Here is a 25858-nt window from a genome sequence, read left to right as displayed (position 1 = left end):
GAAAAATGAATGGGTTATTGATACCGCGCCAGACTGTCGCAGGCCTGCTGCGCACGCGGAACTTGCGGTTTGCTCGTTCCTTGTGCGCCGCACAAATCTTGTGCAGCCGCCCAAGCAAAAGGCCGGGCGCTCGCAAAAGTCGGATCAACGCCGCAGCATCCGTTTGATATCGCTTACCTTTTCCAACCCTCCCACACGGCACGCAACTTGCATTTTCATTGACGTCAACGAAGACTGCGGCTTGCCGCATTGGTGCAGCCTCTGGCGGCTGCATCCCGGAAGCTCAACTGCTTCGCGGCCCTCCCGGCTCAGTCCTCGTGACGCGATTCCCAAGGCTTCCAGACCTTCCATAGCCCTCGTGCGCGGCAGAGCTGCCCGCACGGCCAATGATGTTCAGCTGCGCTCTCTCGGGCGTGTCGATCTCACTTACGAAGCAAAAGGAACCATTGATGTCGTATCTCGCGCCTTCGGAATTCGTCACCAAGATGGTGGATGCGGGCGAGTCCAAGATCTTCATGTCCACCCGGGATACTGCCATCCGCGCCTTCATGGCCGGCGCCATCCTCGCACTCGGCGCATGGTTCGCCATCACCATCAACGTGAACACGGGCCAGCCGCTGATTGGCGCGCTCCTGTTTCCGGTCGGCTTCATCATGCTGTACCTGCTCGGCTTCGATCTGCTTACCGGCGTGTTCGTGCTCTCGCCGCTCGCCCTGATCGACAAGCGTCCCGGCGTCACGCTTGGCGGCGTGCTGCGCAACTGGGGCCTGGTCTTCGTCGGCAATTTCGCCGGTGCCTTCACCGTCGCCTTCATGATGGCCTTCGTAACGACGTTCGGCTTCACGCAAGACCCCGACAAGGTCGGAGCGGCCATTGGAAACATCGGCGAAGGCCGTACGCTCGGCTATGCCGCGCACGGCGCGGCCGGCATGGCGACGCTGTTCATGCGCGGCATGCTGTGCAACTGGATGGTCTCGACCGGCGTCGTCGGCGCCATGATCTCGACCTCGGTCCCCGGCAAGGTCATCGCGATGTGGATGCCCATCATGTTGTTCTTCTACATGGTGTTCGAGCATTCCGTCGTGAACATGTTCCTGTTCCCGTCGGGCCTGATGCTCCATGCCAAATTCTCGATCATGGACTATCTGATCTGGAACGAGATCCCGACCGTACTCGGCAACCTCGTCGGCGGCCTCGCCTTCACCGGCATGACCCTCTACGCCACCCACGTCATGACCAAGCCGAAGCGCCAGGCCGGCAAGGCTGCGCCGACCCGCGTCGCGGCCTGATACGTCTCGACAGAGGAGCCTCGCCCGACCAGGGTGAGGCTCCCTTCGCCTGGTGATGACGATGACCCGCGGACTCCTGATTTCGATCGGCCAGCACTCCGACAAGGGGCGCAAGCCCGTCAACCAGGATTTTCACGGCGTCCTGATTCCGGAAGAGCCGCTGCTCAGCCTGAAGGGCATCGCGGCCGTTCTCGCCGACGGCATTTCCAGCAGCACAGTGAGCCAGATCGCCAGCGAGTCGGCGGTCAAGAGCTTCCTGATGGACTATTACTGCACGTCGGAATCCTGGACGGTGAAGACCTCCGCCCGGCGCGTGCTGGACGCGACCAATTCCTGGCTGCACGCGCAGACGCGCAAGAGCCAATATGCCTATGACCGCGACAAGGGCTATGTCTGCACCCTGACCGCCATGGTCATCAAGGCGACCACCGCGCACATCTTCCACGTCGGCGACTGTCGCGTCTACCGCGTCGCCGGGAAGGCGCTCGAGCAGCTGACCGACGATCACCGCATCATCGTGTCGTCGGAGCAGACCTATCTCGGCCGTGCGCTCGGCATCAATCCTCAGCTCGAGATCGACTACCAGGCGTTCGAGATCGAGGCCGGCGACACCTTTATCCTCGCAACCGACGGTGCCTATGAATTCGTCGATCAGCGTTTCATCACCAGCGCACTCGGCGAGCACGCAGCCGAGCTCGACGGCGCGGCAAAGGCGATCGTCGAGGAAGCCTACCGGCGCGGCAGCGACGACAACATCACCGTCCAGATCCTGCGCATCGACGCGGTGCCGCAGCGCGAGCCGGCCGGTATCTTCAATCAGACGTCACAGCTGCCGCTTCCGCCGCTGCCGGAGCCGCGAGCGGTCTTCGACGGCTACAGGATTATCCGGGAAATCCACGGCAGCAGCCGCAGTCATATCTATCTCGCCGTCGATATGGAGACCGAGGCGCCGGTCGCGCTCAAGCTGCCGTCGATCGATTTGCGCGACAACGCCGCCTATCTCAAGCGCTTCCTGATGGAGGAGTGGATCGCGCGCAGGATCGACAGCCCGCACGTGCTGAAGCCGCTGTCACAGTCGCGACGGCGCAGCTACCTCTACGTCGCGACCGAATTCGTCGAAGGGCAGACGTTGAAGCAGTGGATGACCGACAATCCGCGCCCGGATCTCGAAACCGTCCGTCGGCTGGTCGAGCAGATCGCCGCGGGGCTGCGCGCCTTCCACCGCATGGAAATGCTGCATCAGGACCTCAGGCCCGATAACATCATGATCGACAAGACCGGCACCGCGAAGATCATCGACTTCGGGTCGGTCAGGGTCGCGGGCGTCGCGGAGGCGGCGCCGCGAGACGAGGCCGACGACATCCTGGGAACGGTCCAGTACACGGCGCCGGAGTATTTTCTTGGGCAAGGCGGCTCGCCGCGCTCCGACATGTTTTCGCTGGCCGTGATCTGCTACCAGATGCTGACGGGAAAGCTTCCCTATGGCACCCAGATCGCCAGGATCCGGCGCAAGGCGGACGCGCGGAGACTTCAGTATCGTCCGGCCGACGACGACCGCAACGTGCCGGCCTGGGTCGACGGCGCGCTCAGGCGCGCGCTCCATCCCGATCCCTACAATCGGCACGAGGATCTGTCCGAATTCGTCTTCGAGCTTCGCACGCCTAATTCGGCCTATCTCGACACACGGATCACGCCGCTCCTGGAGCGCAGCCCGCTGATGTTCTGGAAGCTGACCACGGCAGCGCTTGCTTGCGCGGTTGTCGTGCTGCTGGCGCTGCTGCACGGGCGATAGGGCGCAGAAGGGCGCAGACGTCCACTTCTAGCGGCCAAGTGGAACCATTATCGTTCGTCAGAGCATTGCCGCTGGTGACCCATATGCGACATCGGCCAAATAGCCCAAACATCGCGCGACTAGCTGGGTTTAAAGGTTGATTGCGGCTAGACGTTTTTGCGCTCGACTATGCCGTCGCGACGGCGTTGAATCCGCGACGCGGGCCCTTTTGTTTCAAGGAGGGAGGACCGAAAAGTGAAGACAACGATCATCGCACTTTGTGCCGCCGCTCTCATCGCCGCCGCACCAGCAGCGCTTGCGCAGGGTGTACCAGGCAAAGCACTTGGTCTGCAGCATAAGATCTCCAAGAGACATCACCCGGGCGTCTCCGGCTACGCTCCGCTGCATGAGCCGCAAACAATGGGATCGAAGAAGGGCTATCCGGGAGCTTTCGGTTACGCGCCTAATGAACCCAGTCGTTTGGACAGAAATCTCGAAGCGTCCAGACAAGCTGGTGGTGGCGGCGGCGGTGGCGGAGGGAGTGGCATGTGAACCCACGCGCTGCACGGACAGGCGGTATCCGTCCTGCTTGATCGGGACGCTCCGGGGGCGTTAAGGCCGGCTCGCCTCGCGTCTCCTCACGCCGGCTCCTCCGCCTTCACCCCCAGCGGCTTCGGCGCCATGCCGCCGCCGGGCTTGAGGTGGAATTCGTAGGTCATCAAATGCCACTGCCCGTTCGCCTTGAGGCCATCAGGCATCGCGGGATCGTTGCGCGGCTCGACCTTGGCGACGAGGTCGTCCTTGACCCCGAACACCACGTCGGAATCGAGATATTTGTCGCCGTCCATGAAGACGTGGGTGATCAGCGGCTCGTAGCCCTTGGCATTGACCAGGAAGTGCACATGCGCGGGGCGCATCGGATGGCGCTTGGTCTGCATGATCATCTCGCCGACAGGGCCATCGGTCGGAATAGGATAGCTGCACGGCAAAATGGTGCGGAAGAAGAAGCGGCCGTCGCTGTCGGTGATGAAGCGCGCCCGCGCCGAGGCGCCGACCTCGTCGTAGTTCGGTTTCTGTGAATCGTAGAAGCCGTCATCGTCGGCATGCCAGACGTCGACGGGAACGCCCGCGAGCGGCTTGCCCTTGAGGTCGGTGACGCGGCTCTGCACGAACATCCGCTCGCCGGTCTGATTGTTCGGCGAGATGTCGGTACCGTGCGCCGTCACCTTGTGCTCGCCGACATAGAACGGGCCGAGCACCGTGGTCTGGGTGGCGCCCTCGCGATCCCTGTGGTTGACCGCGTCGACCAGCATGGAGACCCCGAGCACGTCGGAGAGCAGGATGAACTCCTGCCTTGTGTCGGTGCATTTGTGGCCGGTGCGGGTCAGGAAATCGATGGCGTATTCCCATTCCTCGAAGGTGAGACCGGTCTTGCTCACGTAATCGTGCAGCGACTTCACCAATTCCTGGAGCAGGAATTTTGCCCGCGGATCAGGCGTATTGTCGAAGCTCTTGACGACGGCTTCGGTGAGTTCGGTCTCGTTGAACTGGGTCATGGTGCGTTTGCCCTGAGTTTTCTCGTTGGCCCGGATGGGCTCCTTGGAGGCGTTCCAGGGTGCAGCCTACACCAGCAGGCCCGGCCGCGTTAAGCGCAACCGGCTTGGAATGGGGCCTGCATTTCGCTATCAACTTTCCGACAAAACGCCCGGAGGAACTGATGCTCGCCCCTACCCCCGCCTCGCCCGAATCCGTCGGCATGTCGAAGGCTGCGCTCGACCGCGTCGATGCGCATCTGAAGAGCCGCTACATCGATGCCGGCCGCTTCCCGGGCACGCACCTGCTGGTCTACCGCCGCGGCAAGGTCGCCCACAGCTCGGTGCAGGGCTTTGCCGACGTCGAGCGCAAGGTGCCGGTCAAGGACGACACCATCTACCGCATCTATTCCATGACCAAGCCGCTCACCAGCGTCGCCTTCATGATGCTGGTCGAGCAAGGCCTCGTCGCGATCGACGAGCCCGTCGCCAAATACATTCCGGAATGGAAGGATCTCGGCGTGTTCGTCGCCGGCACCGCGCCGGCCTTCCTGACCCGGCCGCCGTCCCGGCCGATGCTGATCGTCGACCTGCTGCGGCACACCGCCGGCCTCACCTACGGCTTCCAGCAGCGTTCCAACGTCGATGCCGCCTATCGCACCGAAAAGATCGGCGAGGTCGAGAAAGCCGGCACGCTGCAGAGCATGATCGAGGCGCTGGCGAAAATTCCGCTGGAGTTCTCGCCGGGCGAATCCTGGAACTACTCGGTCGCGACCGACGTGATCGGCTATCTCGTCGGCAAGATCTCCGGGATTCCCTTCGAGCAGTTCCTTAAAACGCGCATCCTCGATCCGCTCGGCATGACCGACACTGATTTTCACGTGCCGGCCTCCAAGGCGCATCGCTTCGCCGCCTGCTATTCCGCCGATCCCGGTGGCGGCATGACCTTCCATGCCGGCCAGCGCCGCGAGGGCCTGACGCTCCAGGACGACCCGACCAAGAGCTCGTTCTTGTCCCCGCCCTCGTTCATCTCGGGCGGCGGCGGACTCTGCTCGACGGTCGCCGACTATCTCACCTTCTGCCGTGCGCTGCTCAATGGCGGCGAGCTGGGCGGCGTCCGCCTGCTCGGGCCGAAAACGCTGGCGCTGATGACGAGCAACCACATTCCGGGCGGACGCGCGCTGCCGGAAGTGTCGCGTTCGCTGTTCTCGGAAGCCACCTATAACGGCATCGGCTTCGGCCTCGGCTTCGCCGTGACCATGCGGCCGGCGGAGACGCTGATCGCCGGCAGCCCGGGTGAATATAATTGGGGCGGCGCGGCCACGACCTCGTTCTGGATCGACCCGGCCGAGGAGCTGATCGCCATCTTCATGACGCAGGTGCTGCCGTCGAGCGCCTATCCGCTCCGGCGCGAACTGCGCAGCATGGTCTATGCCGCGATCACCGAGAGCAATCTCTGATCTGCGTCTCAACGAAAACGGGCCCTCGCGATCGATCGCGAGGGCCCGTCATTGCTAGTGCATATGGCCGATCAGATAAATGCCGCCGCTGATCACCAGAACGGCGGGCACGGCCCACAAAATCAGAACGGGCATCGCGTCATTCTCCTCAGTTGGACGTGCAGACCTTGACGGTCTTCATGCCGCTTTCGGCCTCGGTGCGCGACTTGTAGATCGTGCCCGACGGGCTGACGACGGTCATGGATGTCTCGGTCGGCTTCTTGTCGACAACCGTGCACTTCTTCGTCTTGACGTCCTGCACGACATAGAACTCGTCGGCCGCGAACGCCGGCAGGGAAAATGCAGCAATCATCAAGGCTGCAGTCGCAAGCTTCATCTTCATTATCTTCTCCTCCAGTTGCCGGGCATTTCAGTCCGGTCGATCCGCTAACGGGAAAAAGTAGCAATTTGTTCCTGACGTCGGGGAACGGCGCCCGCGGCGGGATGTTGGTGCAGCGCTTATTCCTGTGAGGAGAACAAGATGAAGAAGCTGTTCCTGCTATCCGCCGCGGCCGTCCTGATTTCGACCGGCGCTTTCGCGCAATCCACCGTGGTGACCACCACCGGAACCGGTCACGCGGCAACGGTTCAGATCGAGCCGCAATACCGGACCAGGATCAGATCCTACGTCACCGAGCACCGCGTCCGTCCGGTCACGACGCAGGAAAAGATCATCGTCGGCGCGACGGTGCCGAGCGACGTCGAGCTAGAGGCCGTCCCGGCGGACTGGGGTCCGTCACTAACGAAGTATCGCTACGTCTACTCCGGCGAACGCGTGATGCTGGTGGATCCCGGCTCGCGCACAGTCGTTCAGGAAATCGATTGATCAGGATTGACCAGCGCGGCCGCCTTCCAAGGCGGTCGCTTCCCCTGGAGCTCACGATGACATCTCACCGAGAGGCCGGATCGCCGGGCTCAGTCTGGCAGCGGTCTATGCCATGTGTCTGCTGCTGACCGCGATCGGCATGACTTGACGCGCGGACGCCCGCGACCGCGCTGCAAAATCCCTCTCTCACGTGCCCGCCGGACGCGAAAATCGTGGCGCGGTGGAAGTCTCACCCGTATGGTCTCCCCAAAATCATAATCCGGCGCCGCTGCGCTGGAACCGGGACGCCCGCGCTTGTCAAAGCTCACTCTGCCGGTCCGGCTCGCTCTTCTGGTCACGGGAACGATGTTGCCGCTGATCGTCTTTGCGGTCGGTATTGCCTATTCCAACTACCGCCAGGACCGCAGCGACGCGACACGACGCGTGCTGGAGACGGTGCGAAGCATGCGCCTCGTGCTCGATTCCGAAGTGCAGCGAATGACCGGCGGCTTGCAGGTGCTGGCGCTCAGCAACGCCCTGCAAAGCGGCGACTTCGACGACTTCCGCCGGCTGGCAACCGGGTTCATCAGCCAATATGGCGAGGACAGCGTCCTGCTGGTGGCGGATGGGAGCGGGCACCAGCTGTTTTCGACCGTCACGCGTGAAACGACAAACCTGCCGCCCCGCAACAATCGCGAGATCGTCGAGCGGGTATTTGCGAGCAAGTCGCCGCAATATTCCGACCTGTTCACCGGCTCGACCAAGAACCGGCCGATCGTGACCGTCGAGGTTCCCGTGCTGCGCAACGATGAGGTCGTCTACGCGCTCTCCTTCAGCCCGCCGATCGCGACATTCCAGAAACTGGTCGAGCAGCAGCGGCCGAACGATCAGTGGACGGTGTCGCTGCTGGACACCAAGGGTCGCGTGTTCGCGCGCGCGCCCAATCCGGCCGAGACGTTCGGCAAGCAGGCCTCCGGCGCACTGAACGATGCGATGGCCCGAGCGCCGGAGGCGACCCTCTCCAGCGTTTCTCTCGACGGCGTCGCGCTGTCCTCGGCCTATACGAGGTCGCGGCTGACCGGCTGGACGGTCGTGGCCGGTGTCGCCGAGAGCTCGCTGATCGCCCCGCTCTGGCGCGACATCGCGATCACCAGCCTGATCGGCGGCATCCTGCTGCTGACCGGCCTGACCTTCGCGGTGCGGATGGCGACCACGATCGCGCGCGGCGAGATGCTGCACAATCTGCTGATCGAGGAGCTCAACCATCGCGTCAAGAACACGCTGGCCTTGATGCAGGCGATCGCGGTGCAGACCTTCCGAAGTTCAAGCCGGGACGAGCGGACCAAGTTCGAGGGACGGCTCGGTGCGCTCGCCGAGGCGCATAATCTCCTGAGCCAGGAGAAATGGGCAGGATCGGAGCTGAGGGATGTGATCGCGCGCGTGCTCCAGCCGTTCCTGCTGAGCAATCCCGATCGCATCCGCATGGCCGGCCCCGCCGTACCGCTGTCGCCGCGGCTCGCCGTGGTGCTGTCGATGATCGTGCACGAGATCGCCACCAACGCCGCGAAATACGGCGCGCTGTCGAACGAGACCGGCCGGGTCACGCTGGACTGGGAGGTCATCGCCGACACGCCGAAGTCGCGGCTGCGGCTGATCTGGAGCGAGATCGGCGGACCGCCGGTGACGGAGCCGGTGCAGCGCGGTTTCGGCTCGCGCCTGATCGAGCGCAGCGCGCGCGACCAGCTCGGCGGCGAGGCAACCGTCGACTTCCTGCCGCACGGCGTCGTCTGCACGGTGATGTGCGTGCTGGACGAGGCGCGGTGAACGGATTGAAGGAACATCGGCGATGAAGATCACCAAGGTGCGCACGCACATCCTCGAAGCAAAGCTCTCGCAGCCCTTCGCCTATTCGCGCGCCTGGTACGACACGCGCACCGCGATGCTGGTCGAGATCGAGACGGATGACGGCCTGACCGGCTGGGGCGAATGCTACGGGCCGGCGCGGATGACGGCGGCGGTGGTGCAGAGCATCGCGCCCTGGCTGATCGGCGAGGATCCACTGCGCACCGACGTGCTGTGGCAAATGGTCTACGCCCGCTTGCGCGATCACGGCCAGAAGGGCGTCGTGATCCAGGGCCTGAGCGGCATCGACATCGCGTTGTGGGACATCAGGGGCAAGCATTTCGGCGTGCCCGCGCATCAGCTTCTCGGCGGTGCGGCGCGCAAGGACATTGCGGCCTATGCGACCGGGCTGTACCGGCGCAAATCAGGCGATCCGCTCAAATACCTGCCGGAGGAAGCGGCCGGTTATGCCGCGGAGGGTTTCCGCGCAGTGAAGCTGAAGGTCGGCTTCGGCATTGCCGAGGATGCCGCGGTCACGCGCGCGGTGCGCGAGGCGATCGGCCCTGATGTCGCGCTGATGGTCGATGCGAACCACGCCTTTGACGCAGTGGCGGCGATCCGGCTCGGCCGCATGATCGAACGCTACGACATCGGCTGGTTCGAGGAGCCGGTGCCGCCGGAGGACGTCGCGGGATATCGTGCGGTGCGCTCCGCGCTGACGATTCCCATCGCCGGCGGCGAGTGCGAGTTCACGCGCTTCGGCTTCCGCGACCTGTTCGCATCGCATGCGCTGGACATCGCCCAGCCCGACACCTGCGCGGCAGGTGGCCTCTCCGAATGCAAGAAGATCGCCGACATGAGCGAGGCGTTCGGCATCCGCTACAATCCGCATGTCTGGGGCACCGGGATTGCGATCGCGGCCTCGCTGCAACTTCTCGCCGTGCTGCCTTTGCACACGCCGACCTCGCTTGCGCCGATCGAGCCGATGCTGGAATTCGACCGCACCGAACATCCGATCCGGCAGACGATCCTGAAGGAGCCGATCGAGCACACGAAGGGTGTCGTGCGCGTTCCCGACGGACCGGGACTGGGCATCGAGATTGATCGTGAGGCGCTCGCGCGCTTCGCGGTGAGTCAAGGCGTGTAGTCAAAAATCGCCGTGGTCCCGGATATAGCGAGAGGTCCCGATGAATGATGTGTCTGGAGCATCGCAAGGATGACAAGTCCCGAGCTCGTTATTTTCGATTCGGACGGCGTTCTGGTCGATAGTGAAATCATTGCGCTGACCGTCTTGGTCCGAACGGCATCTGAGGAGGGCATCGCGATCAGCCTGGAAGACGCCATACGTTCTTTCCGAGGGGTAAAGATGGCGGATTGCGTGCGCGAAATCGAGCACCGGTTAGGCCGCAGCGTCCGAGACACATTCATCGCCGACATTCGACGAGCCACCGCACTGGCGTTTGACGCCGAACTGAAGCCTGTCGAAGGAATCCATGCGGCGTTGGCTGAGATTGCCGTTCCGGTTTGCGTGGCGTCTAACGGACCCATGTCGAAGCTCACGCATGCACTCGGATTGACGAAACTGCTGGAGCGCTTCGAAGGACGCATCTTTAGCGCGTACGAGGTGGGTTCGTGGAAGCCGGACCCCGGCCTGTTTCTGCATGCGGCGCAAACGCTGGGCGCTCACCCCTCACGCTGCGTCGTCGTTGAGGACTCGTTGTCCGGAATTCGCGCAGCAAAGGCCGCGGGCATGAGAGTCCTCGGTTTTACCGGGGGTGATTCCGGAGTTGAGCGAGAGCTGGCAGCCGTCTGCGACGAGGTCTTTCATCGTATGAGCGAGCTTCCGGTGTTGTTGCGGATGGAATGATCCGCTCTGTTCCGGGCCTCGCCGTTCCGCTCACCCTACCCGATTGTCTGCAGCGCCGGAAACGTCTCCAGCAGCCAGATGCTGACATTCGAGACCGCACCGGTGAGGAAGCCGATGCCGGTGATCACCATCAGGACGCCCATGGCGCGCTCGACATTGACGAGCTGGCCCTTCATGCGCGCGAACAGTTTCGAGAACTGCTCGATCATCAGGGCGGCGATCAGGAAGGGAATGCCGAGGCCGGCCGAATAGACTGCGAGCAGGCCCGCCCCCTTCGTCATCGTCGCCTCCGCCGCGGCGATCGAGAGGATCGCGGCAAGGATCGGGCCGATGCACGGCGTCCAGCCGAAGGCAAAAGCGAGGCCCATCACATAGGCGCCCCAGAGACCGACGGGCTTAGGCGCGGTCAGGCGCCCCTCGCGCATCAACAGGCCGATCCGGGTCAGTCCCAGGAAATGCAGGCCCATGATGATGATGACGATGCCGGCGAGGATCGACAGCTCGGCCGACCAGGCACGGATCAGCCCGCCGATCAGCGAGGCGCTGGCGCCGAGCGCCACGAACACCGTGGAGAAACCGAGCACGAACAAGAGCGCCGACATCATGATGGCGCGCTTGGACGCCGAGGCCGGCTCCTCGTTCTCGACATGCTCGATCGTGGCGCCCGTGAGATAGATCAGATAGGGCGGAACCAGGGGCAGAACGCAGGGAGAGAGGAAGCTGACGAGGCCGGCAATCAGGGCCGCCGGGATCGAGACATTTTGCATGATGCAGTCGGAGCCATCTCAGGCTCTTTGGCCGCGCGCCGGGAATGCGCGCGGGCGGGAGCCGAACCGGCTCTGGTGTAGCCGATGCCGGGGAATGCGCACAACAGAGGCGCACGAAACCAGGCTCCTCCCGATGCCGTCTGCGATCACAGATGCGGCATCGGGACGCGCACAAACCTCGCCAAAAAGCGAGACTCGGCGGCGCGGCTACTTCACCACGCGGAGCAGCGGACGCCGGGGCTGGTCCTGCGTCTGCTTGGAGGGGGGCTGCGGTTCGCTTCCAGCGCTCCGCAGCATTTCGTCGCACAGCGCCTTGAGATCGGCACTGTCAATTCCTTTGAGCTTCATCCGCACGTCGAGGATGACGATAGACAGCAGCTCGGCCGACTCGCGGTTATTGCTCTCGTTGAGAACCTTGCGGCACCCCTCAAGCGTTTCCAGCACCGACTGCAACTGTTCGTCTGAATGCGACACCGGCGTTCTTTCCGTTAGTTCGGCCTGCGAGACGTGTTTGTGGAAATCCCCTCGGCCCCCATGGGATACCGAGAATAACACGAGGCGCCGACGCCTCCGAACATGATTTCAGTATGATTTTGCCTGGAAACCGTGGTTCCAGCGAACATCAACCCGCTGCGCGGGACGCCATTATCGTGGTGGCCGGGAGTCGAACGTGCGGCGCTGTATGATCGATCCATTCCGCACGGCGACAGCTCGCGCGCGAGGACTTCCGTGACGGAAAGCGCCGACAATCCTGCAGCCATTTCAGGGCTCGCAACGGAACTCACGCCACACCCCTCATTCGAACGGTGGTCCGTCCGATTCGATTTTCAGCCTTGGTAGCACTCGGATACCACCCGCGAGGCGGTAACGATGGCGTTCAAAAGTCGCCGTACCCCAACCCGCAGTGGTTGTGGTTTGCGCCCAATTCTGCCAGTTTAGCAACCCGAAGGGACTTGTATGCACTCCTTGGCGGAAAGGGGCGTTCCACTGGAGGAACGCCCAAAGATCAACATCAGCGGCCTCTCCGATTGGGATGCGGCCCGCATATTCTTGGAAGTCGTTCGATGCGGCAGTTTTCGCTCGGCGTCTGAACGTCTGTCGCTGTCGATCAACGCCGTTCGCCGCCGGATTGATGATTTCGAGCGCCAGACCGGCACCACCCTGTTCACCCGCGACGTCCACGGCACGCATCTGACCGATGAAGGTGCACTGGTGGTCTCCGCCGTCGAGCGCATGGAGGCGGCGGCCTTCGACGTGCTGCGCACCAGCGATTCGACGGCCAACGCCCTGTCCGGAGAAGTTCGCGTGGCCGTCACCGAGGGTCTCGGGACATTCTGGCTCGCCCCGCGGCTGGTCGAATTCCAGCAGGCCTATCCGAAGATCCTGGTCGACCTGCATTGCGCGATGCGCTCGGCCGACGTCTCGCGTCACGAGGCCGACGTCGCCATCCATCTGTCGCGTCCCTCCGCGCTCGACGTCAAGCTGGTGCGGCTCGGCCGCATGCACCTGATGTTCTGGGCTTCGGAAAAATACCTTGAGAAACACGGCACGCCGCGCTCGGCGCTCGAATTGATCAAGCACCGCCTGGTGTTGCAATTCGCCGACCAGCTTGCCGCCAAGGAGACCTTCGAGAGCTTCTTCCCAGGCGTTCCGGAACGTGACCTTCTGGTCATGAAGACCAACGTCTCGAGCGCCAATTATTGGGCGGTCGCGAATGGCGCCGGCATCGGCGTATTCCCGAGCTACGCCATTGCGCTTGGCGGGAAGTTGATTCCACTGGAGGTCGAGCTGAACAGGCCGCTGGATATCTGGTTGTCTTACCACCCTGGTAGCGGCCGGATTCCACGCGTTCGGCACATGATTGACTGGCTGATCGAAGCTTTCAATCCGGCGCGATTCCCGTGGTTTAAGGAAGAGTTCGTGCATCCGCATGAATTCAAGGACGTGTATATGGGCGAACCCCTGACCCAGCTCTTCGGGGGATTTTCAACCGAAGAACAAAGGTGAGAGTATGAAAACAGCGGCGAAAAGGATGAAGCAGCGCAGTGCCGGCAAGCCGGACATTGAGCTTGGCAAGCGGATCCGTCTGCGGCGCGTCGAGATGAAGATCTCGCAGGCCGAACTCGGTGAGAAGCTCGGCGTGAGCTTCCAGCAGGTCCAGAAATACGAGAAGGGCGTCAATCGCGTCGGCGCGGCTCGGCTTCAGCAGATCGCCACCGCCCTCGATGTGCCCGTGACCTTCTTCTATGACGGCGACAACAAGGCGCGCGAAGTCGAGAGCCTGCTGTTCCTCGATTCGGCCTTCAGCCTCCGCCTGCTGCGCGCCTACAGCAAGATCAAGGACCAGACGGTCCAGCGTCAGCTCGTCTCGCTGATGGAATCGATCGCAGCGAACGAGGCCTGAGCCGACCGGGCTCTGGCCTTTACGGCCGATGTTCAATCCGCCGCGTCACGGGGGCGCGGCCGGATTGAACGAGACCCAGTCCGCGCGCTCGCGCGCGGCTCTCTTTTCGGGGCGGCCAAGCCGCCCTTTTTTTGCGGATTTCTTGCTGCGGGTTTCCTGCAATTTGCCCGCCATTCGTCGCGGATTTCGCGAACCCATCCCGCCCCTGGCGCGACCCAATCGAGACGCCCCGCCTCAAGCGCGCGGGCTTTCGACAGCCGTGCTTAATGGGACCTCAACTCCGGGGCTCTAGCTTCCCGCCGATTTTTGCGAATCGGCGCACGCGGCGCGGTGAGCAGGAATGGCCAATGCGAGCGCCCGTCCGGGCCTCGTCCTCGTGGGGAAATGGGACACATGTCGAAACGCCATGCGATGATCGTTGCCGTCGGCGTGCTCGCGAGCGCTTCCGCGCTGGCGCAAACCGAAACCACGGGACAGGCAGGCCCCAGGCCGGCAGCGGCGGCCGGTACGGTGCCGGCAGCGGCGAACCCGGCCCATGCCGCCGCGCCGAAGGCTGCCGCGCCCGCTTCGACGGCGGAGAGCCGCTCCGCCGCGGCGCTCGCGCTGACGCACGAGCCAACTTATGACGAGGGCTCGGCCCAGCGCATCAAGGATGCCGCGCTCAGCTACTCCGATCTTGCCGTGCGCGGCGGCTGGCCGACGATCCCGGCGGATGCCAAATTCGGGGCCGGCGTCCAGGGCGCCAATGACGATCTCTTGCGCAAGCGACTAATCCTCTCCGGCGATCTCGCTGCCGACAAGACGAGCGGCGCCTTCGACCAGGATCTCGCCGACGCCGTGAAACGCTTCCAGGCCCGTCATGGCTTGGCGCCGACCGGCACCATGACGCCGCGCACGATCGCAGCGATGAACGTCTCCGTGCAGAAGCGCATCCGGCAGCTGGAGGCTTCGCTGCAGCGGCTCGAGAACATGAATTTCGACTTCGGCCAGCGCTATGTCGTGGTCAACATTCCCGCCGCCTTTGCCGAAGCGGTCGAGAACGATGTGGTGGTGCGGCGCTATCGCGTCATCGTCGGCAAGACCGAAAAGCCCTCGCCGACGCTGACGGCCCAGATCACCAGCGTCGTGCTCAATCCGACCTGGACGGTGCCGTCCTCGATCGCCAAGACCGAGATCTCGGCGCATATGCGCAAGGATCCGACCTATCTGTCGCGCATGCACATGGAGGTGCTCGACGCCCACGACAATCCAATTGATCCGCACGCGGTCGACTGGTCGGGCACGCACACGCCGAACTTCACCGTGCGCCAGCACAACGGCACCTTCAACGCGCTCGGCGCGGTAAAGATCGACATGCCGAACGCCTATTCGGTCTATATGCACGACACCAACCAGCGCAACCTGTTCAGCGACGACTACCGCTTCGATTCCCACGGCTGCTCGCGCGTCGACAATGTGCGCGATCTCGCCGCCTGGCTGCTAAAGGACCAGCCGAAATGGAGCCGCGCCGCGATCGATGCGGAGATTGCGAGCGGTCAGCACCTCGAGGTCGCCATGGCGAAGAAGGTGCCGGTGGCCTGGATCTACCTCACGGCATGGATGACCAAGGACCAGACCGTCCAGTTCCGCAACGACGTCTATAATCAGGACGAGCAGTTGCTGGAGGCCACCGCCGAAGAGGCGGCGTTCTTCAGCAATGCCGGCAGCCATCCCCTGACCGCGCACATGCACGTAATGCAGTAGAGCATGATCCGGACCCGGAGGGCCGCGTCAGCGCAAAGCGTGCAGCGGTTTTCCGAAAAGCTCATGCTCAAGGAATAACCGCTTCTCGCGCCATGCAATCGCGGCACAGGCGGATGCAAACCCGCGTCCCTCGTCGCGGTTGACCCGGGCCGCGCCCCGGCCGCACATTGCGCCCGGCCTACGACAAGCGAGCGCGCAATGCCTGACATGTCCAGCACGACCGAAACACCCCTTGCCGACGGCAGGATCCTCAAGCAGGTCGTCGACGGCGTCGGCGTGATCACCTTCAACAATCCCGACAAGCGCAACGCGATGTCGCTGGAGATGTGGGAGGGATTTGGCGAGGCGCTGACGAGCCTGCGCGATGACGAGACGGTGCGCGTCGTGATCCTGCGCGGCGCCGGCGGCAAGGCATTCGTCTCCGGTGCCGACATCAGCCAGTTCGAGAAGTCCCGCCACAACGCGGCGGCGTCCGAGGAATATGCCAAGCGCAGCGCCGCCCAGCGCGCGCTGCTCGCCGACTATCCCAAGCCGACCATCGCCTGCATCGAGGGCTTTTGCCTCGGCGGCGGCATGCAGGTCGCGATGCTCGCCGACATCCGCCTCGCCGCGCATGGCAGTCAGTTCGGCATTCCCGCGGCAAAACTCGGCATCGCCTACGGCTATGACGGCTTGAAGCATCTGGTGTCGCTGGTCGGTCCGTCCTGGGCACGGCTTCTGATGTACACGGGCATGCGGATCGATTCCGCCGAGGCGCTGCGCATTGGCCTCGTCGAGCGCTTGTTCCCGATCGACGAGTTGTGGGGAGAGACGATGACGATCGCGCAGACCATCTCAGAGAACGCCCCGCTCGCGATCAAGGCCGCCAAGATCACCATCGCGCAGGTGTTGAAGGACGAGAACCAGCGCGACCTGGAGGCGATCAAGGCGATCGGTCACGCCTGCATGGACAGCGCGGATTTTCGCGAGGGCCGGCAAGCCTTCATGGAAAAGCGCAAGCCGCAGTTCCAGGGGAAGTAGTCTCCGTCATTGCGACGAGCCCTTGCGACGAAGCAATCCAGAATCTCTCCGCGGAGGGACCCTGGATTGCTTCGTTGCGCTCGCAATGACGAAGCGGAGAGAAGCAAGGAACGCAGCGCCTACAGCGCCGCCAGCACCGCCTTGGTGATGTCAGCCGTGCCGTTGCTGCCACCGAACTCCATCGGGTTGATGCCGCCGGCGTAGATCTGATCGACCGCACGCTCGATCTGCTCGCCGGCCTCCGCCGCGCTCTCGACGCCGTGCTTGTCGGCGAGCCAGTCCAGCATCATCGCCGCCGACAGGATCATGCCGGTGGGATTGGCCTTGCCCTGCCCCATGATATCGGGTGCGGTGCCGTGGCACGGCTGGAACACGGCGTATTTATCGCCGATGTCGGCCGATGGCGCCATGCCGAGGCCACCGATCAGGCTCGCGGTGATGTCGGAGACGATGTCGCCGAACATGTTCTCCATCACCATCACATCGAAATCCCAAGGACGCTTCACCAGCATCGCCGAGCAGGCATCGACATAGAGCCGGTCGGTCTTCACGTTCGGATGCTTCTTTTCGATCTCGTCGAAGATACCGCGGAAGAACGCAAAGGCCTTGAACACGTTCGCCTTGTCGACGCAAGTCAGCATCCCCGGCTTGCCGCGCGCCTTGCGGCGCTCGGCGAGGCGAAACGAGAACTCGAACAGGCGTTCGGAAGTCTTGCGCGTGATCACCATGGTCTCGCGGGCATCCTCATGGGTGACAACGCCCTTGCCCATCGAGGCGAACAAGCCTTCGGTGGATTCGCGGATCACGACGAGATCGATGCCGCGCTGGTCGGCGCCGACGATCGGGCTGGGCACGCCCGGAATGAGCCGCGCCGGGCGCACGCCGGCATAGAGATCGAAGATGAACCGCAGCTCGATCTGTGGCGCGATCTCGGTGTTGTCAGGGTAGCGCACCGACGGCAGGCCACAGGCGCCGAGCAGGATCGCGTCGGCCTCCTCGCAGAGCTTGATGGTGGTATCCGGCATCGACTTGCCGGTCGCGAGATAGTTGTTGGCGCCGGCGGGCGCCTCGGTGAAGCGGAAGCTCAGGCCGGACTTCGCCTCGATCTTGCGCAGGACTTCGATGGCCGGCGCCATGACTTCGGGACCGATGCCGTCACCGGCGAGCACGGCTATGTGGAAGGCGTTGTTTGCGGACATGGGGCTTCTCTGCGTGAAGAAAGGTGTGGCTCGTCATTGCGAGGAACGAAGCGACGAAGCAATCCAGACTGTGTCCGCGGAGGGATTTCTGGATTGCTTCGCTTCCGCCTTCGCTCTTCGAGCTACGGCGGACAAGTCGCTCGCAATGACGACGGAGAGAGTGAGACTACGGCGTCAGCACCGTGCGCCCGACCACGGCGCCCTGCTGCAATTGCACCAGTGCGTCATTGGCCTTGTTGAGCGGCTGGCGCGTCACCGGGATCGGAGGTACGTTTCTCGCGCGGACGAGATCGAGCAGCTCCTGCGTCTCGCGCAGATTGCCGACATAGCTGCCCTGGATCGTCACCGCCTTGATCGGGATCAGCGGCAGCGCCCAGGTCGCGCCGCCGCCGAACAGGCCGACGATGACGAGCTTGCCGCCCTTGGTCAGGCAGTCGAAACCGAGTTGCGTCGTCGCGGCATTGCCGACGAGATCAATCACAGCGCGGATCGGCCCGCCCGCCTTTTTGGCAAGCTGCTCCAGCGCATCCGGCGCCTTGGGATCGACGGTCGCGAGCGCGCCGGCCTTTTCCGCGGCCTCGCGCTTCCTGGCGTCGATGTCGACCATGATCGCGCCCTTGCCGCCCATTGCCTTCAGCAGCGACAGCGCCATCAGGCCGAGACCGCCGGCGCCGAACATCACGATCGGCGTGTCAAAATGCTGCTCGACCTTCTTCAGCGCGCTGTAGGTGGTGACGCCAGAGCAGGCATAGGGCGCTGCCGAGGCGGGATCGAGCCCCTTCAGGTTGAGCAGATAGCGGGGATGAGGCACCAGCATGTGGTCGGAGTAGCCGCCGTCGCAATAGACGCCGAGCGAGCGCGGCGTCAGGCACATGTTCTCGTCACCGGCCAGGCACGTGGCGCACTTGCCGCAGCCGATCCAGGGATAGACGAGGCCGACATCGCCGAGCCTGAGATCGCCCTGGTCGGTCGGCTTCACGTCGGGGCCGAAGGCTGCGATTTCGCCGACCGTCTCATGGCCCATGGTCAGCGGCAGATTGATGCCGCGATCCTTCAGCGACAGCGGCTTGCGACCGTGGCCGAGATCGTAGCCGCCTTCCCAGATGTGGAGGTCGCTGTGGCAGACGCCGGCGGCCTTCACCTTGATCAGCACCTGCGTGCCCGACGGCTGCGGCGTGGCCTCGTCGAACTCCTGCAGCGGCGCCTTGAAATCGGCAACCTTGAAACTCTTCATTGGAATCCTCCCGGCATGCTTGTCGTTCTCGGCCTCACCATGCCATGGCCGGCGACGCCAGACAAACCGGTCTTAGTTCAGGCCAGCGGATGGTGGCAAGCGGCGAACTGGCCGGGTGCGACTTCGCGCAACTCCGGTATCTCCGCGCTGCATCGCTGATCGGCCCGCGGGCAGCGGGTGCGGAAGCGGCAGCCGGACGGCGGCGCAATCGGCGATGGCGGCTCGCCGGTCGCCACACTCTCGACGGGACGCACGTCCGGATCGGGCACCGGGATCGCCTGCAACAGCAGGTCCGTGTAGGGATGTGCGGGCTTCGCGAACAATTGCTCCGACGGCCCGACCTCGCAGAGGCGGCCGAGATACATCACCGCGACGCGGTCGCTGACCGCTTTCACCACCGCGAGATCATGCGCGATGAACAGCAGCGTCAGGCCGAAGCGTGTTTTCATCTCCTCCAGCAGATTGAGGATCTGCGCGCGGATGGAGACATCCAGCGCCGAAACCGGCTCGTCGCAGACGATGAATTCGGGGTTGAGCACCAGCGATCGCGCGATGCAGATGCGCTGGCACTGGCCGCCGGAGAATTCATGCGGCAGACGGCCCGCCACGATATCGGGGTCGAGCCCGACCGCGGACAGCACCTCGTGAACGCGCCGCTTGCGCTCGGCGGCATCCTTGACGCCGGCGATGATGAGCGGCTCGGCGACGATGTCGCCGATGCGACGGCGTGGGTTGAGCGAGGCGATCGGATCCTGGAAGATGAGCTGCACACGGCGGCGCATCTTGCGCAGCGCCTCGCCTTCCATCGCGGTGAGGTCCTCGCCGTCGAACAGCACGCGGCCGGACTTGGCGCGACGCAATTGCAGCACCGCGCGCCCCAGCGTCGACTTGCCGCAGCCGGATTCGCCGACCAGCCCCAGCGTCTCGCCGCGCGCGACCTGGAGGCTGACGCCGGAGACCGCGTGCACCGTCTTGTTGCCGAGACCATATTCGACGACGAGATTGTCGACGTTCAGGAGCGGCTCAGCGGGCATGGCAAGCTGCATCATGCGCCAATCCCCTCCGTCATCTGGATCGGATGGAAGCAGGCATAGAGATGATCAGGCATCTCGGCGCCCTTCAATTCGGGCTTGGCCTCGTGACAGCGCCCTGCGGCATAGCGGCAGCGCGGCGCGAAGGAGCATCCTTTCAGTGGCCGCGTGGGATCGGGCGGACGGCCGGAGATGGCGGGCAGCGGCGTATGCGGCGCGGTGTCCAGCTTCGGGATCGCCGCCAGCAGCGCCTCGGTGTAGGGCATGTGCATGCGCTTGAACAATTCCTGCGTCGGCGCGCGCTCGACCACCCTGCCCGCATACATTACGGCGACCTCGTCGGCGCGGCCGGCGACGACGCCGAGGTCGTGGGTGATGATGATCATCGCCATGTGGCGGCGGCGCTGCTCGCGCGCCAGCAGATCGAGGATCTGCGCCTGGATCGTGACGTCGAGCGCCGTGGTCGGCTCGTCCGCAATCAGGAGCTTCGGCTCGCAGGACAGCGCGATCGCAATCGCGATGCGTTGGCGCATGCCGCCAGAACATTGATGCGGATATTGCGTGAGCCGCTGCTCCGGCGCCGGAATGCCGACGGCGGCGAGCAGCTCGATGCTGCGCTTCCGCGCCGCCGGCGCGTCGAGCTCGAGATGCTCCTGGATCGTCTCCATCAGCTGGGTGCCGATGGTCAGCACCGGGTTGAGCGAGGTCATCGGGTCCTGGAACACGACCGCGAGGTCACGCCCGCGCAGGCTCCGCAGACGCTCCGAGTCGAGCCGCACCAGGTCCTGGCCGTCGAACATCACGCGCCCGGTCAGCTTCGCCTTCTTCGGCAAGAGCTGAAGCACCGCGCGCGACAGCATGGTCTTGCCGCAGCCGGATTCGCCGACGATGCCGAGCGTGCGGCCCGCCTCCAGCGACAAATCGACATGATCCACGGCGCGCAAATTGCCGCGCGGGGTCGGCAGTTCGACCGCCACGTCCTCGATGGTCAGAAGCGGCGCGCTCACAGCGCCCCCTGACGCGGGTCGGTCAGGGCCCGCAAGGTGTCGCCGACCAGGTTGAAGGCCAGCACGGTCAAGAACAGCGCGGTTGCCGGCAGGAAGGCCAGCCGCGGCGCGACGTCGAGGCTGTCGCGCCCCTCGCCGATCATGCTGCCCCAGCTCGCCATCGGCGGCGGCACGCCGAGCCCGAGGAAGGACAGCGCGCCCTCGACCACGATGGTGACGGCAACGCCGAGCAGGAAGAAGGCCAGCAGCGGCAGGATCACGTTCGGCAGCAGCTCGCGCAGCAGGATGCGCGCATGGCTGGCGCCGAGCGCCTCGGCCGCGATCACGAACTCGCGCCGCGCCAGCGTCAACGTGGCCGCGCGCGCCACCCGCATGAAGGCGGGAATGCCGAGCACGCCGAGGATCAGGGTGAGATTGGGAATGGACTGGCCGAGATAGGCGGTCACCGCGAGCGCGAAGATCAGCGGCGGAAACGCCAGCAGCACGTCCATGCTGCCGACCACCAGCGTCTCGAACCGGCCGCGGAAATAGCCGGCGAGGAGACCAAGCGCGCCACCGAGCGCAAGGCCGATCATCGGCGCGATCAGCCCCACCGTCAGCGAGACGCGCGCGCCAAAGATCAAGCGGGCGAATTCGTCGCGGCCGAGCCCGTCGGTGCCGAGCCAGTGTTCCCCGGAGAACGCGGCACGGCGCTCCAGCATGTCCATGTCTACAGGGTTCTGCAGCGGCAGCACCGGCGCGAGGATCGCGAGCGTCAGGACAATCGCGAGCCAGGCGCTCGCGAACCAGAACAACAGGCCGAGCCTGCGGCCGCGGCGGACGGGCGCGGACGCCTCGTCCTGGATGGAGAGCTCAAGCGTGGCCATGGCGGATCCTGGGATCGAGCACGGCATAGAGCATGTCGACGATGAAATTCACGATGACGAAACCCGAGGCGACCAGCAGCACCACGCCCTGGAGGATGACGAGGTCGCGGGTGTAGATCGCGCCAACCAGCAGGCGGCCGATGCCCGGCAGCGCGAAGATCGATTCCACGATCAGCGTGCCGCCGAGCAGGCGGCCGATGTTGATGCCCGTGACCGTCACCAGGGTCAGCGACGATGGCTTGAGCGCATGCACGAACAGGATGCGCGCGGGCTTGAGGCCTTTTGCTTTCGCGAGCGCAATGTAGTCCTCCTGCAGGGTCGCGATCATGTCGGAGCGCAGCACCCGCATGATTCCAGGCCATTCCGCCAGCGCCAGCGTCAGCGCCGGCAGCACGAAGAAGCGTAAATTGGCCAGCGGCTCCTCGGTGAACGGCACATAGCCGGTCGCCGGCAGCCAGCGCAGCTCGACCGCGAACAGATAGATCAGCAGGATCGCCATCAGGAAGGACGGCATCGACAGCATGGCGAACGCACTGCCGGTCATGAAGCGGTCGAAGGCGCCACCGGCGCGCGCGGCGCAGGCGATCGCGAGCGGCACGCCGATCAGGAGCCCGATGAATTCGGCCATCAGCATCAGCTCGAGCGAGACCGGAATGCGCTCGGCCACCGCCTGCAACACCGTCTGCCCGGTGCGGAAGGAGCGGCCGAGATCGCCCTGCAGGACGTGACCGAGCCAGCTCAGGTAACGCCACCACAGCGGCTGGTCGAGCCCCATGTCACGGCGCAACGCCGCGACATTCTCCGGCGTCGCCTGATCGCCGAGGATGACATAGGCGAGGTCGCCCGGCAGCAGCGAGGCGATCAGGAAGGTGAGCAGCGAGACGGCGAGCAGCACCGGCAGGATGGCAAGGAGCCGCCGCGCGACGAAGTTCAGCATCGCGTGGTCATTCCAGCCAGGTGGTCGAGACGTCGATCACGCCGTTGTACATTTTCGGAAAGCCCTTCAGCTTGGCGCTCGACAGCGCGTAATAGGTGTTCTGGAAGGTCCAGAACCAAACGGCCTCCTTGTTGATCAGGCGGCTGATCGCGCAATAGTCCTCGATACGCGCGGCGGGATCGGCGGTGACGCGGGAGTGGTCGAGCAACCGGTCGAGCTCCGGATCGGCGAAGTTGGCCAGCGCCAGCGGGCTGCCGCTGCGGAAGTTCGCATACATCTGCGGATCCGGATCGGCGAGGTCGACGATGCGCCAGGGTATGAGCTGGAACTGACGCATGAAGGCGCGCGGCGGAATGGTGGCCTGGTCGACCTGCTCGATCTCCATGTTGGCGCCGGCGCGCTTCCAGAATTGCTGGAGCACCTGGCCGATCATGCGGCCGCGAGGCGTCGCGGTCACCAGCGTCTTGAACTCGACCGGCTTGCCATAGTCCTTGATCAGTGCCTTGGCCTTCTCGACGTCGAACGGCAGCGCGCCGTCGTCCTTGCACTTGACCCAGGAGCCGTCGCCGTAGGGATTGGTCGCGGGCCGGCTCAGGCCGTTGCTAATTGCCTGCGACATCTTCGGACGGTCGATCGCCATCACCAGGGCCTGCCGCACGCGGACGTCGTCGAACGGCGCCACCTTGGTGTTGAAGGCATAGACCGCGGCGCCCGAGCCCTTGTAGGTGTGCACGGTGAGCTTGGAGTCCTTCTGCGCCTTCATGATGTTGTCGGCGTCGTTCTCGTCGTCCCAGATGATGTCGGCCTCGCCCGATTGCAGCGAGGCGAAACGCGACTGCGCGTCGGGCAGCGGCTTCAGAATGATACGGTCTAGATAGGGACGGCCCTTGTTCCAGTAGTCCGGATTCTTCTCCAGAACCATGCGGTCGCCGGCGGTCCATGATTTCAGGATGTAGGGACCGGTGCCGACGGGATTGCGATTGTAGTCGTCGCCCTTGGTCTTCCAGGCCGTCGGCGAATGCACCGCATTGTTCTGGCTCTGGATGGTGATCACCGACGGCAGATTCACCGAAGGGTCGGTGAGCTTGTAGACGACGGTGTATTCGTCGGGCGCCAGCACTTCCTTGACGTTGGTGATGTAGAAGGCGCAGCGGCACTTGTTGGCCGGGTCCTTCTGCCGGTCGAAATTCTCCTTGAACGCCTGTGCATTGAATGGCGTGCCGTCGTGGAATTTCACGCCCTCGCGCAGCTTGAAGGTCCAGCTCATGTAGTCGTCGGAATGGGTCCAGGATACTGCCAGCTTTGGCGCGGCCTCGCCCTTCTCGTCGAGCGTGGTGAGCGTATCGAAGATCGCAGCCGCGGCGGTGAAGGTCGAGGTGTCGTAGACCCCGACCTTGAGCGGATCGAAGCCGGGAATATCCAGCTCCTGACCGACGGTGATGCTGCCGCCCGCCTTCTGCGCCTGCGCCGGCCCAGCCGGCGGAAGGAGAGTAAATGCCGCAACAAGGAAAATCGGCGCATGCTTGCGCGCCGCGGCAGCAAGGTTCGTCATGGTTCCTCCCGGGATCCCTCGTCCGATGTTTCGGATCGTTGAATGACTCGGCGGCGAGCTTGGCGATAAATGCTCGCCACGGCAAGAGGAACACGCGAGAGATCAAACGCTGTAGTGGTGCTGCGATGCGCTCAGTTTGTCGCAGCCGTTTTGCCTGACGGAATTGGAGCATCGTCGGCGAGGCCGATCTCCTCGCGCAATTCGTCCGTGTGCTCGCCAAGCACGGCCATGGTCTTGGCAGGCGCCGTATCGGCGCCCGACATCCGGAACGGCAGATTGAGCACCTGGAACGAGCCACCCTCGTCCTCCACGGACGAGAGCGCCAGCCGGTGCGCGAGTTGCGGATCGGCCAGCGCCTCGGACACCGTGCGATAGGCCGAGGCCGGCACACCGGCCGCGCCAAGCGCGACAAGGCACGCGTCGGTCGTGAGCGGCCGCGACCAGGCCTCGACGCCGTCCATCATGTCGACCCAGTTCTCGCGCCGCGCGGCGTAGGCGGAGAAGCGCGGATCGGAAATCCATTCCGGGCGGCCGATCACACCCATCAGGCACTGAAACGTCTTCTCGCTCGCGACCGTGATCATGACATAGCCATTGGCCGTCTCGGTCGGCCCGAACATCGGGCGCGGCGGCGGCTTCACCGCGAATTGCGAGCTCTGCAGCTCGATCACCGTCAAGGTCAGCATCGATTCCAACATCGAGACGTCGATGTGCTGGCCCTGCCCGGTCATGGTGCGCTGATAGAGCGCCGATGCAATCGCGCCAAAACCGTAGGTGCCGGTGACGACGTCGGCATGGTAGATGCCGCAATAATCCGGCCGGCTGCGGCCGGGCTGGTAGGCGAGATGCGCCATGTCGTAGCCGGAGGCCGCATGGATCACCGGCGCATAGGCCGGCAGCTCGGCCGAGGGGCCGGTCTGGCCGTAGCCGGAGATCGAGCAATAGATCAGCTTGGGATTGACCGGACGCAGGCTGTCGTAGTCGAGCCGCAGCCGGTGCATCACACCCGGGCGAAAGTTCTCGACCAGGATATCGGCGGTCGCGGCCAGCCGGCGCACCGCCTCCTTACCCTCCTCGGACTTGAGATCGAGCACGACGCTTTTCTTGCCGACGTTGAGCTGGCCGAATACGGTGCTGCACCCCTTGCGCAGCGGCGGCCGGGTGCGCATCGTCTCGCCCCCGTCGGTCTCGATCTTGATGACCTCGGCGCCCATGTCGGCAAGCATCCGCGCACAATGGGGACCGGCGATGGTGGTCGAAAAATCCAGGACCCTGAGGCCCGCGAAGGCCTTTGTCGTCGTCCGCTCATGCTTATCTGCTAACGGCATGCCTGCTTACGCCCCCTCGGTCTCTTAGGAACTATCGAAGTTCTTTCTTGTTGGTGCGCCGACCCTAGAGGGCGGCGGGTGAGTAGGAAAGTCTTTACCGAACGGACGCGTCTCGCGGGCGGCTTGGGAATTCCAGGACAACTGGACCCGTTCTTGCATAGCAGC

The 25858-nt window shown here is 64.3% G+C and carries 25 protein-coding genes; 12 read left to right on the top strand and 13 right to left on the bottom strand.

Annotated elements, in window-relative coordinates:
* Positions 1-449 precede the first annotated feature (449 nt).
* From AC5ZFO_RS19925 to AC5ZFO_RS19915, 3 genes are all read left to right on the top strand, one after another.
* Positions 450-1289: a formate/nitrite transporter family protein gene (locus AC5ZFO_RS19925; protein WP_496122412.1), complete on the top strand. Its 840-nt coding sequence runs from the start codon at positions 450-452 to the stop codon at positions 1287-1289.
* A 55-nt stretch (positions 1290-1344) separates the two neighbouring features.
* On the top strand, positions 1345-3081 hold the full coding sequence (locus AC5ZFO_RS19920; protein ID WP_282522788.1) for a bifunctional protein-serine/threonine kinase/phosphatase: 1737 nt from the start codon (positions 1345-1347) through the stop codon (positions 3079-3081).
* Between the two features lie 234 nt (positions 3082-3315).
* Entirely contained in the window at positions 3316-3612 is a 297-nt protein-coding gene (locus AC5ZFO_RS19915) for a hypothetical protein (RefSeq protein WP_282522787.1), read from the top strand.
* Between the two features lie 86 nt (positions 3613-3698).
* On the opposite strand, the gene AC5ZFO_RS19910 is transcribed toward AC5ZFO_RS19915, so the two are convergent.
* Positions 3699-4616 (bottom strand): intradiol ring-cleavage dioxygenase, encoded by a 918-nt coding sequence (locus AC5ZFO_RS19910; protein WP_282522786.1) that lies wholly within the window; start codon positions 4614-4616, stop codon positions 3699-3701.
* 161 nt (positions 4617-4777) lie between these two features.
* Here AC5ZFO_RS19910 and AC5ZFO_RS19905 point away from each other — a divergent pair, with 161 nt between their 5' ends.
* The gene (locus AC5ZFO_RS19905; protein ID WP_282522785.1) at positions 4778-6052 is read left to right on the top strand and encodes a serine hydrolase domain-containing protein; all 1275 of its coding nucleotides are present in this window, start codon (positions 4778-4780) and stop codon (positions 6050-6052) included.
* Positions 6053-6200: 148 nt separating this feature from the next.
* On the opposite strand, the gene AC5ZFO_RS19900 is transcribed toward AC5ZFO_RS19905, so the two are convergent.
* Positions 6201-6434 (bottom strand): hypothetical protein, encoded by a 234-nt coding sequence (locus tag AC5ZFO_RS19900; protein ID WP_282522784.1) that lies wholly within the window; start codon positions 6432-6434, stop codon positions 6201-6203.
* Between the two features lie 138 nt (positions 6435-6572).
* Between AC5ZFO_RS19900 and AC5ZFO_RS19895 the strand changes: the two genes are divergently transcribed.
* The 4 genes from AC5ZFO_RS19895 to AC5ZFO_RS19880 all read left to right on the top strand — a co-directional run bounded on the left by AC5ZFO_RS19895 (position 6573) and on the right by AC5ZFO_RS19880 (position 10605).
* Positions 6573-6917, top strand: a complete 345-nt coding sequence (locus AC5ZFO_RS19895) for a DUF1236 domain-containing protein (protein ID WP_282522783.1) — start codon at positions 6573-6575, stop codon at positions 6915-6917.
* Positions 6918-7262: 345 nt separating this feature from the next.
* Positions 7263-8720 carry a sensor histidine kinase gene (locus AC5ZFO_RS19890; protein WP_282522839.1) on the top strand — a complete coding sequence of 486 codons (1458 nt, stop codon included), beginning with the start codon at positions 7263-7265 and terminating at the stop codon, positions 8718-8720.
* Between the two features lie 22 nt (positions 8721-8742).
* Positions 8743-9885 (top strand): mandelate racemase/muconate lactonizing enzyme family protein, encoded by a 1143-nt coding sequence (locus AC5ZFO_RS19885; protein ID WP_496122411.1) that lies wholly within the window; start codon positions 8743-8745, stop codon positions 9883-9885.
* A gap of 69 nt (positions 9886-9954) precedes the next feature.
* Positions 9955-10605: an HAD family hydrolase gene (locus AC5ZFO_RS19880; protein WP_282522781.1), complete on the top strand. Its 651-nt coding sequence runs from the start codon at positions 9955-9957 to the stop codon at positions 10603-10605.
* Positions 10606-10640: 35 nt separating this feature from the next.
* Here the strand turns inward: AC5ZFO_RS19880 and AC5ZFO_RS19875 are convergent, their stop codons facing one another.
* Positions 10641-11372, bottom strand: a complete 732-nt coding sequence (locus AC5ZFO_RS19875) for a cytochrome c biogenesis CcdA family protein (protein WP_282522780.1) — start codon at positions 11370-11372, stop codon at positions 10641-10643.
* 207 nt (positions 11373-11579) lie between these two features.
* Entirely contained in the window at positions 11580-11846 is a 267-nt protein-coding gene (locus AC5ZFO_RS19870) for a hypothetical protein (protein ID WP_282522779.1), read from the bottom strand.
* A 483-nt stretch (positions 11847-12329) separates the two neighbouring features.
* On the opposite strand from AC5ZFO_RS19870, the gene AC5ZFO_RS19865 reads away from it, so the two are divergent.
* Both AC5ZFO_RS19865 and AC5ZFO_RS19860 read left to right on the top strand, forming a co-directional pair.
* On the top strand, positions 12330-13379 hold the full coding sequence (locus AC5ZFO_RS19865) for a LysR family transcriptional regulator (RefSeq protein WP_282522778.1): 1050 nt from the start codon (positions 12330-12332) through the stop codon (positions 13377-13379).
* A 25-nt stretch (positions 13380-13404) separates the two neighbouring features.
* Complete coding sequence (locus AC5ZFO_RS19860; RefSeq protein WP_014497036.1) at positions 13405-13776, top strand: helix-turn-helix domain-containing protein; 372 nt, start codon at positions 13405-13407, stop codon at positions 13774-13776.
* Positions 13777-13821: 45 nt separating this feature from the next.
* Here AC5ZFO_RS19860 and AC5ZFO_RS19855 read toward each other — a convergent pair whose 3' ends face one another.
* Positions 13822-13950: a hypothetical protein gene (locus AC5ZFO_RS19855; RefSeq protein ID WP_282522777.1), complete on the bottom strand. Its 129-nt coding sequence runs from the start codon at positions 13948-13950 to the stop codon at positions 13822-13824.
* A gap of 219 nt (positions 13951-14169) precedes the next feature.
* On the opposite strand from AC5ZFO_RS19855, the gene AC5ZFO_RS19850 reads away from it, so the two are divergent.
* Together AC5ZFO_RS19850 and AC5ZFO_RS19845 are read left to right on the top strand one after the other, a co-directional pair.
* Positions 14170-15519: a L,D-transpeptidase family protein gene (locus AC5ZFO_RS19850; protein WP_496122410.1), complete on the top strand. Its 1350-nt coding sequence runs from the start codon at positions 14170-14172 to the stop codon at positions 15517-15519.
* A gap of 198 nt (positions 15520-15717) precedes the next feature.
* On the top strand, positions 15718-16539 hold the full coding sequence (locus AC5ZFO_RS19845; RefSeq protein ID WP_282522775.1) for an enoyl-CoA hydratase: 822 nt from the start codon (positions 15718-15720) through the stop codon (positions 16537-16539).
* Positions 16540-16658: 119 nt separating this feature from the next.
* On the opposite strand, the gene AC5ZFO_RS19840 is transcribed toward AC5ZFO_RS19845, so the two are convergent.
* The 8 genes from AC5ZFO_RS19840 to AC5ZFO_RS19805 all read right to left on the bottom strand — a co-directional run bounded on the left by AC5ZFO_RS19840 (position 16659) and on the right by AC5ZFO_RS19805 (position 25693).
* Positions 16659-17738 (bottom strand): isocitrate/isopropylmalate dehydrogenase family protein, encoded by a 1080-nt coding sequence (locus AC5ZFO_RS19840; protein WP_282522774.1) that lies wholly within the window; start codon positions 17736-17738, stop codon positions 16659-16661.
* Between the two features lie 166 nt (positions 17739-17904).
* Complete coding sequence (locus tag AC5ZFO_RS19835; protein ID WP_282522773.1) at positions 17905-18972, bottom strand: alcohol dehydrogenase; 1068 nt, start codon at positions 18970-18972, stop codon at positions 17905-17907.
* A gap of 77 nt (positions 18973-19049) precedes the next feature.
* Positions 19050-20021 (bottom strand): ABC transporter ATP-binding protein, encoded by a 972-nt coding sequence (locus AC5ZFO_RS19830; protein WP_282522772.1) that lies wholly within the window; start codon positions 20019-20021, stop codon positions 19050-19052.
* Positions 20018-21010, bottom strand: coding sequence for an ABC transporter ATP-binding protein (locus AC5ZFO_RS19825; RefSeq protein WP_282522771.1), 993 nt, complete (start codon positions 21008-21010; stop codon positions 20018-20020). Before AC5ZFO_RS19825 ends, AC5ZFO_RS19830 begins: the two co-directional genes overlap by 4 nt.
* Positions 21007-21876 carry an ABC transporter permease gene (locus AC5ZFO_RS19820; protein WP_282522770.1) on the bottom strand — a complete coding sequence of 290 codons (870 nt, stop codon included), beginning with the start codon at positions 21874-21876 and terminating at the stop codon, positions 21007-21009. The genes AC5ZFO_RS19825 and AC5ZFO_RS19820 overlap by 4 nt, the downstream gene beginning before the upstream one ends.
* Positions 21863-22813: an ABC transporter permease gene (locus tag AC5ZFO_RS19815; RefSeq protein WP_282522769.1), complete on the bottom strand. Its 951-nt coding sequence runs from the start codon at positions 22811-22813 to the stop codon at positions 21863-21865. The genes AC5ZFO_RS19820 and AC5ZFO_RS19815 overlap by 14 nt, the downstream gene beginning before the upstream one ends.
* A 7-nt stretch (positions 22814-22820) precedes the next feature.
* Positions 22821-24365, bottom strand: a complete 1545-nt coding sequence (locus tag AC5ZFO_RS19810; protein WP_282522768.1) for an ABC transporter substrate-binding protein — start codon at positions 24363-24365, stop codon at positions 22821-22823.
* Positions 24366-24496: 131 nt separating this feature from the next.
* Positions 24497-25693 (bottom strand): CaiB/BaiF CoA transferase family protein, encoded by a 1197-nt coding sequence (locus tag AC5ZFO_RS19805; protein WP_282522767.1) that lies wholly within the window; start codon positions 25691-25693, stop codon positions 24497-24499.
* Positions 25694-25858: the final 165 nt, after the last annotated feature.

The sequence above is a fragment of the Bradyrhizobium sp. Unk1 genome (genome assembly GCF_059512345.1).
This window is presented reverse-complemented; position numbering and strand designations above follow the sequence as displayed.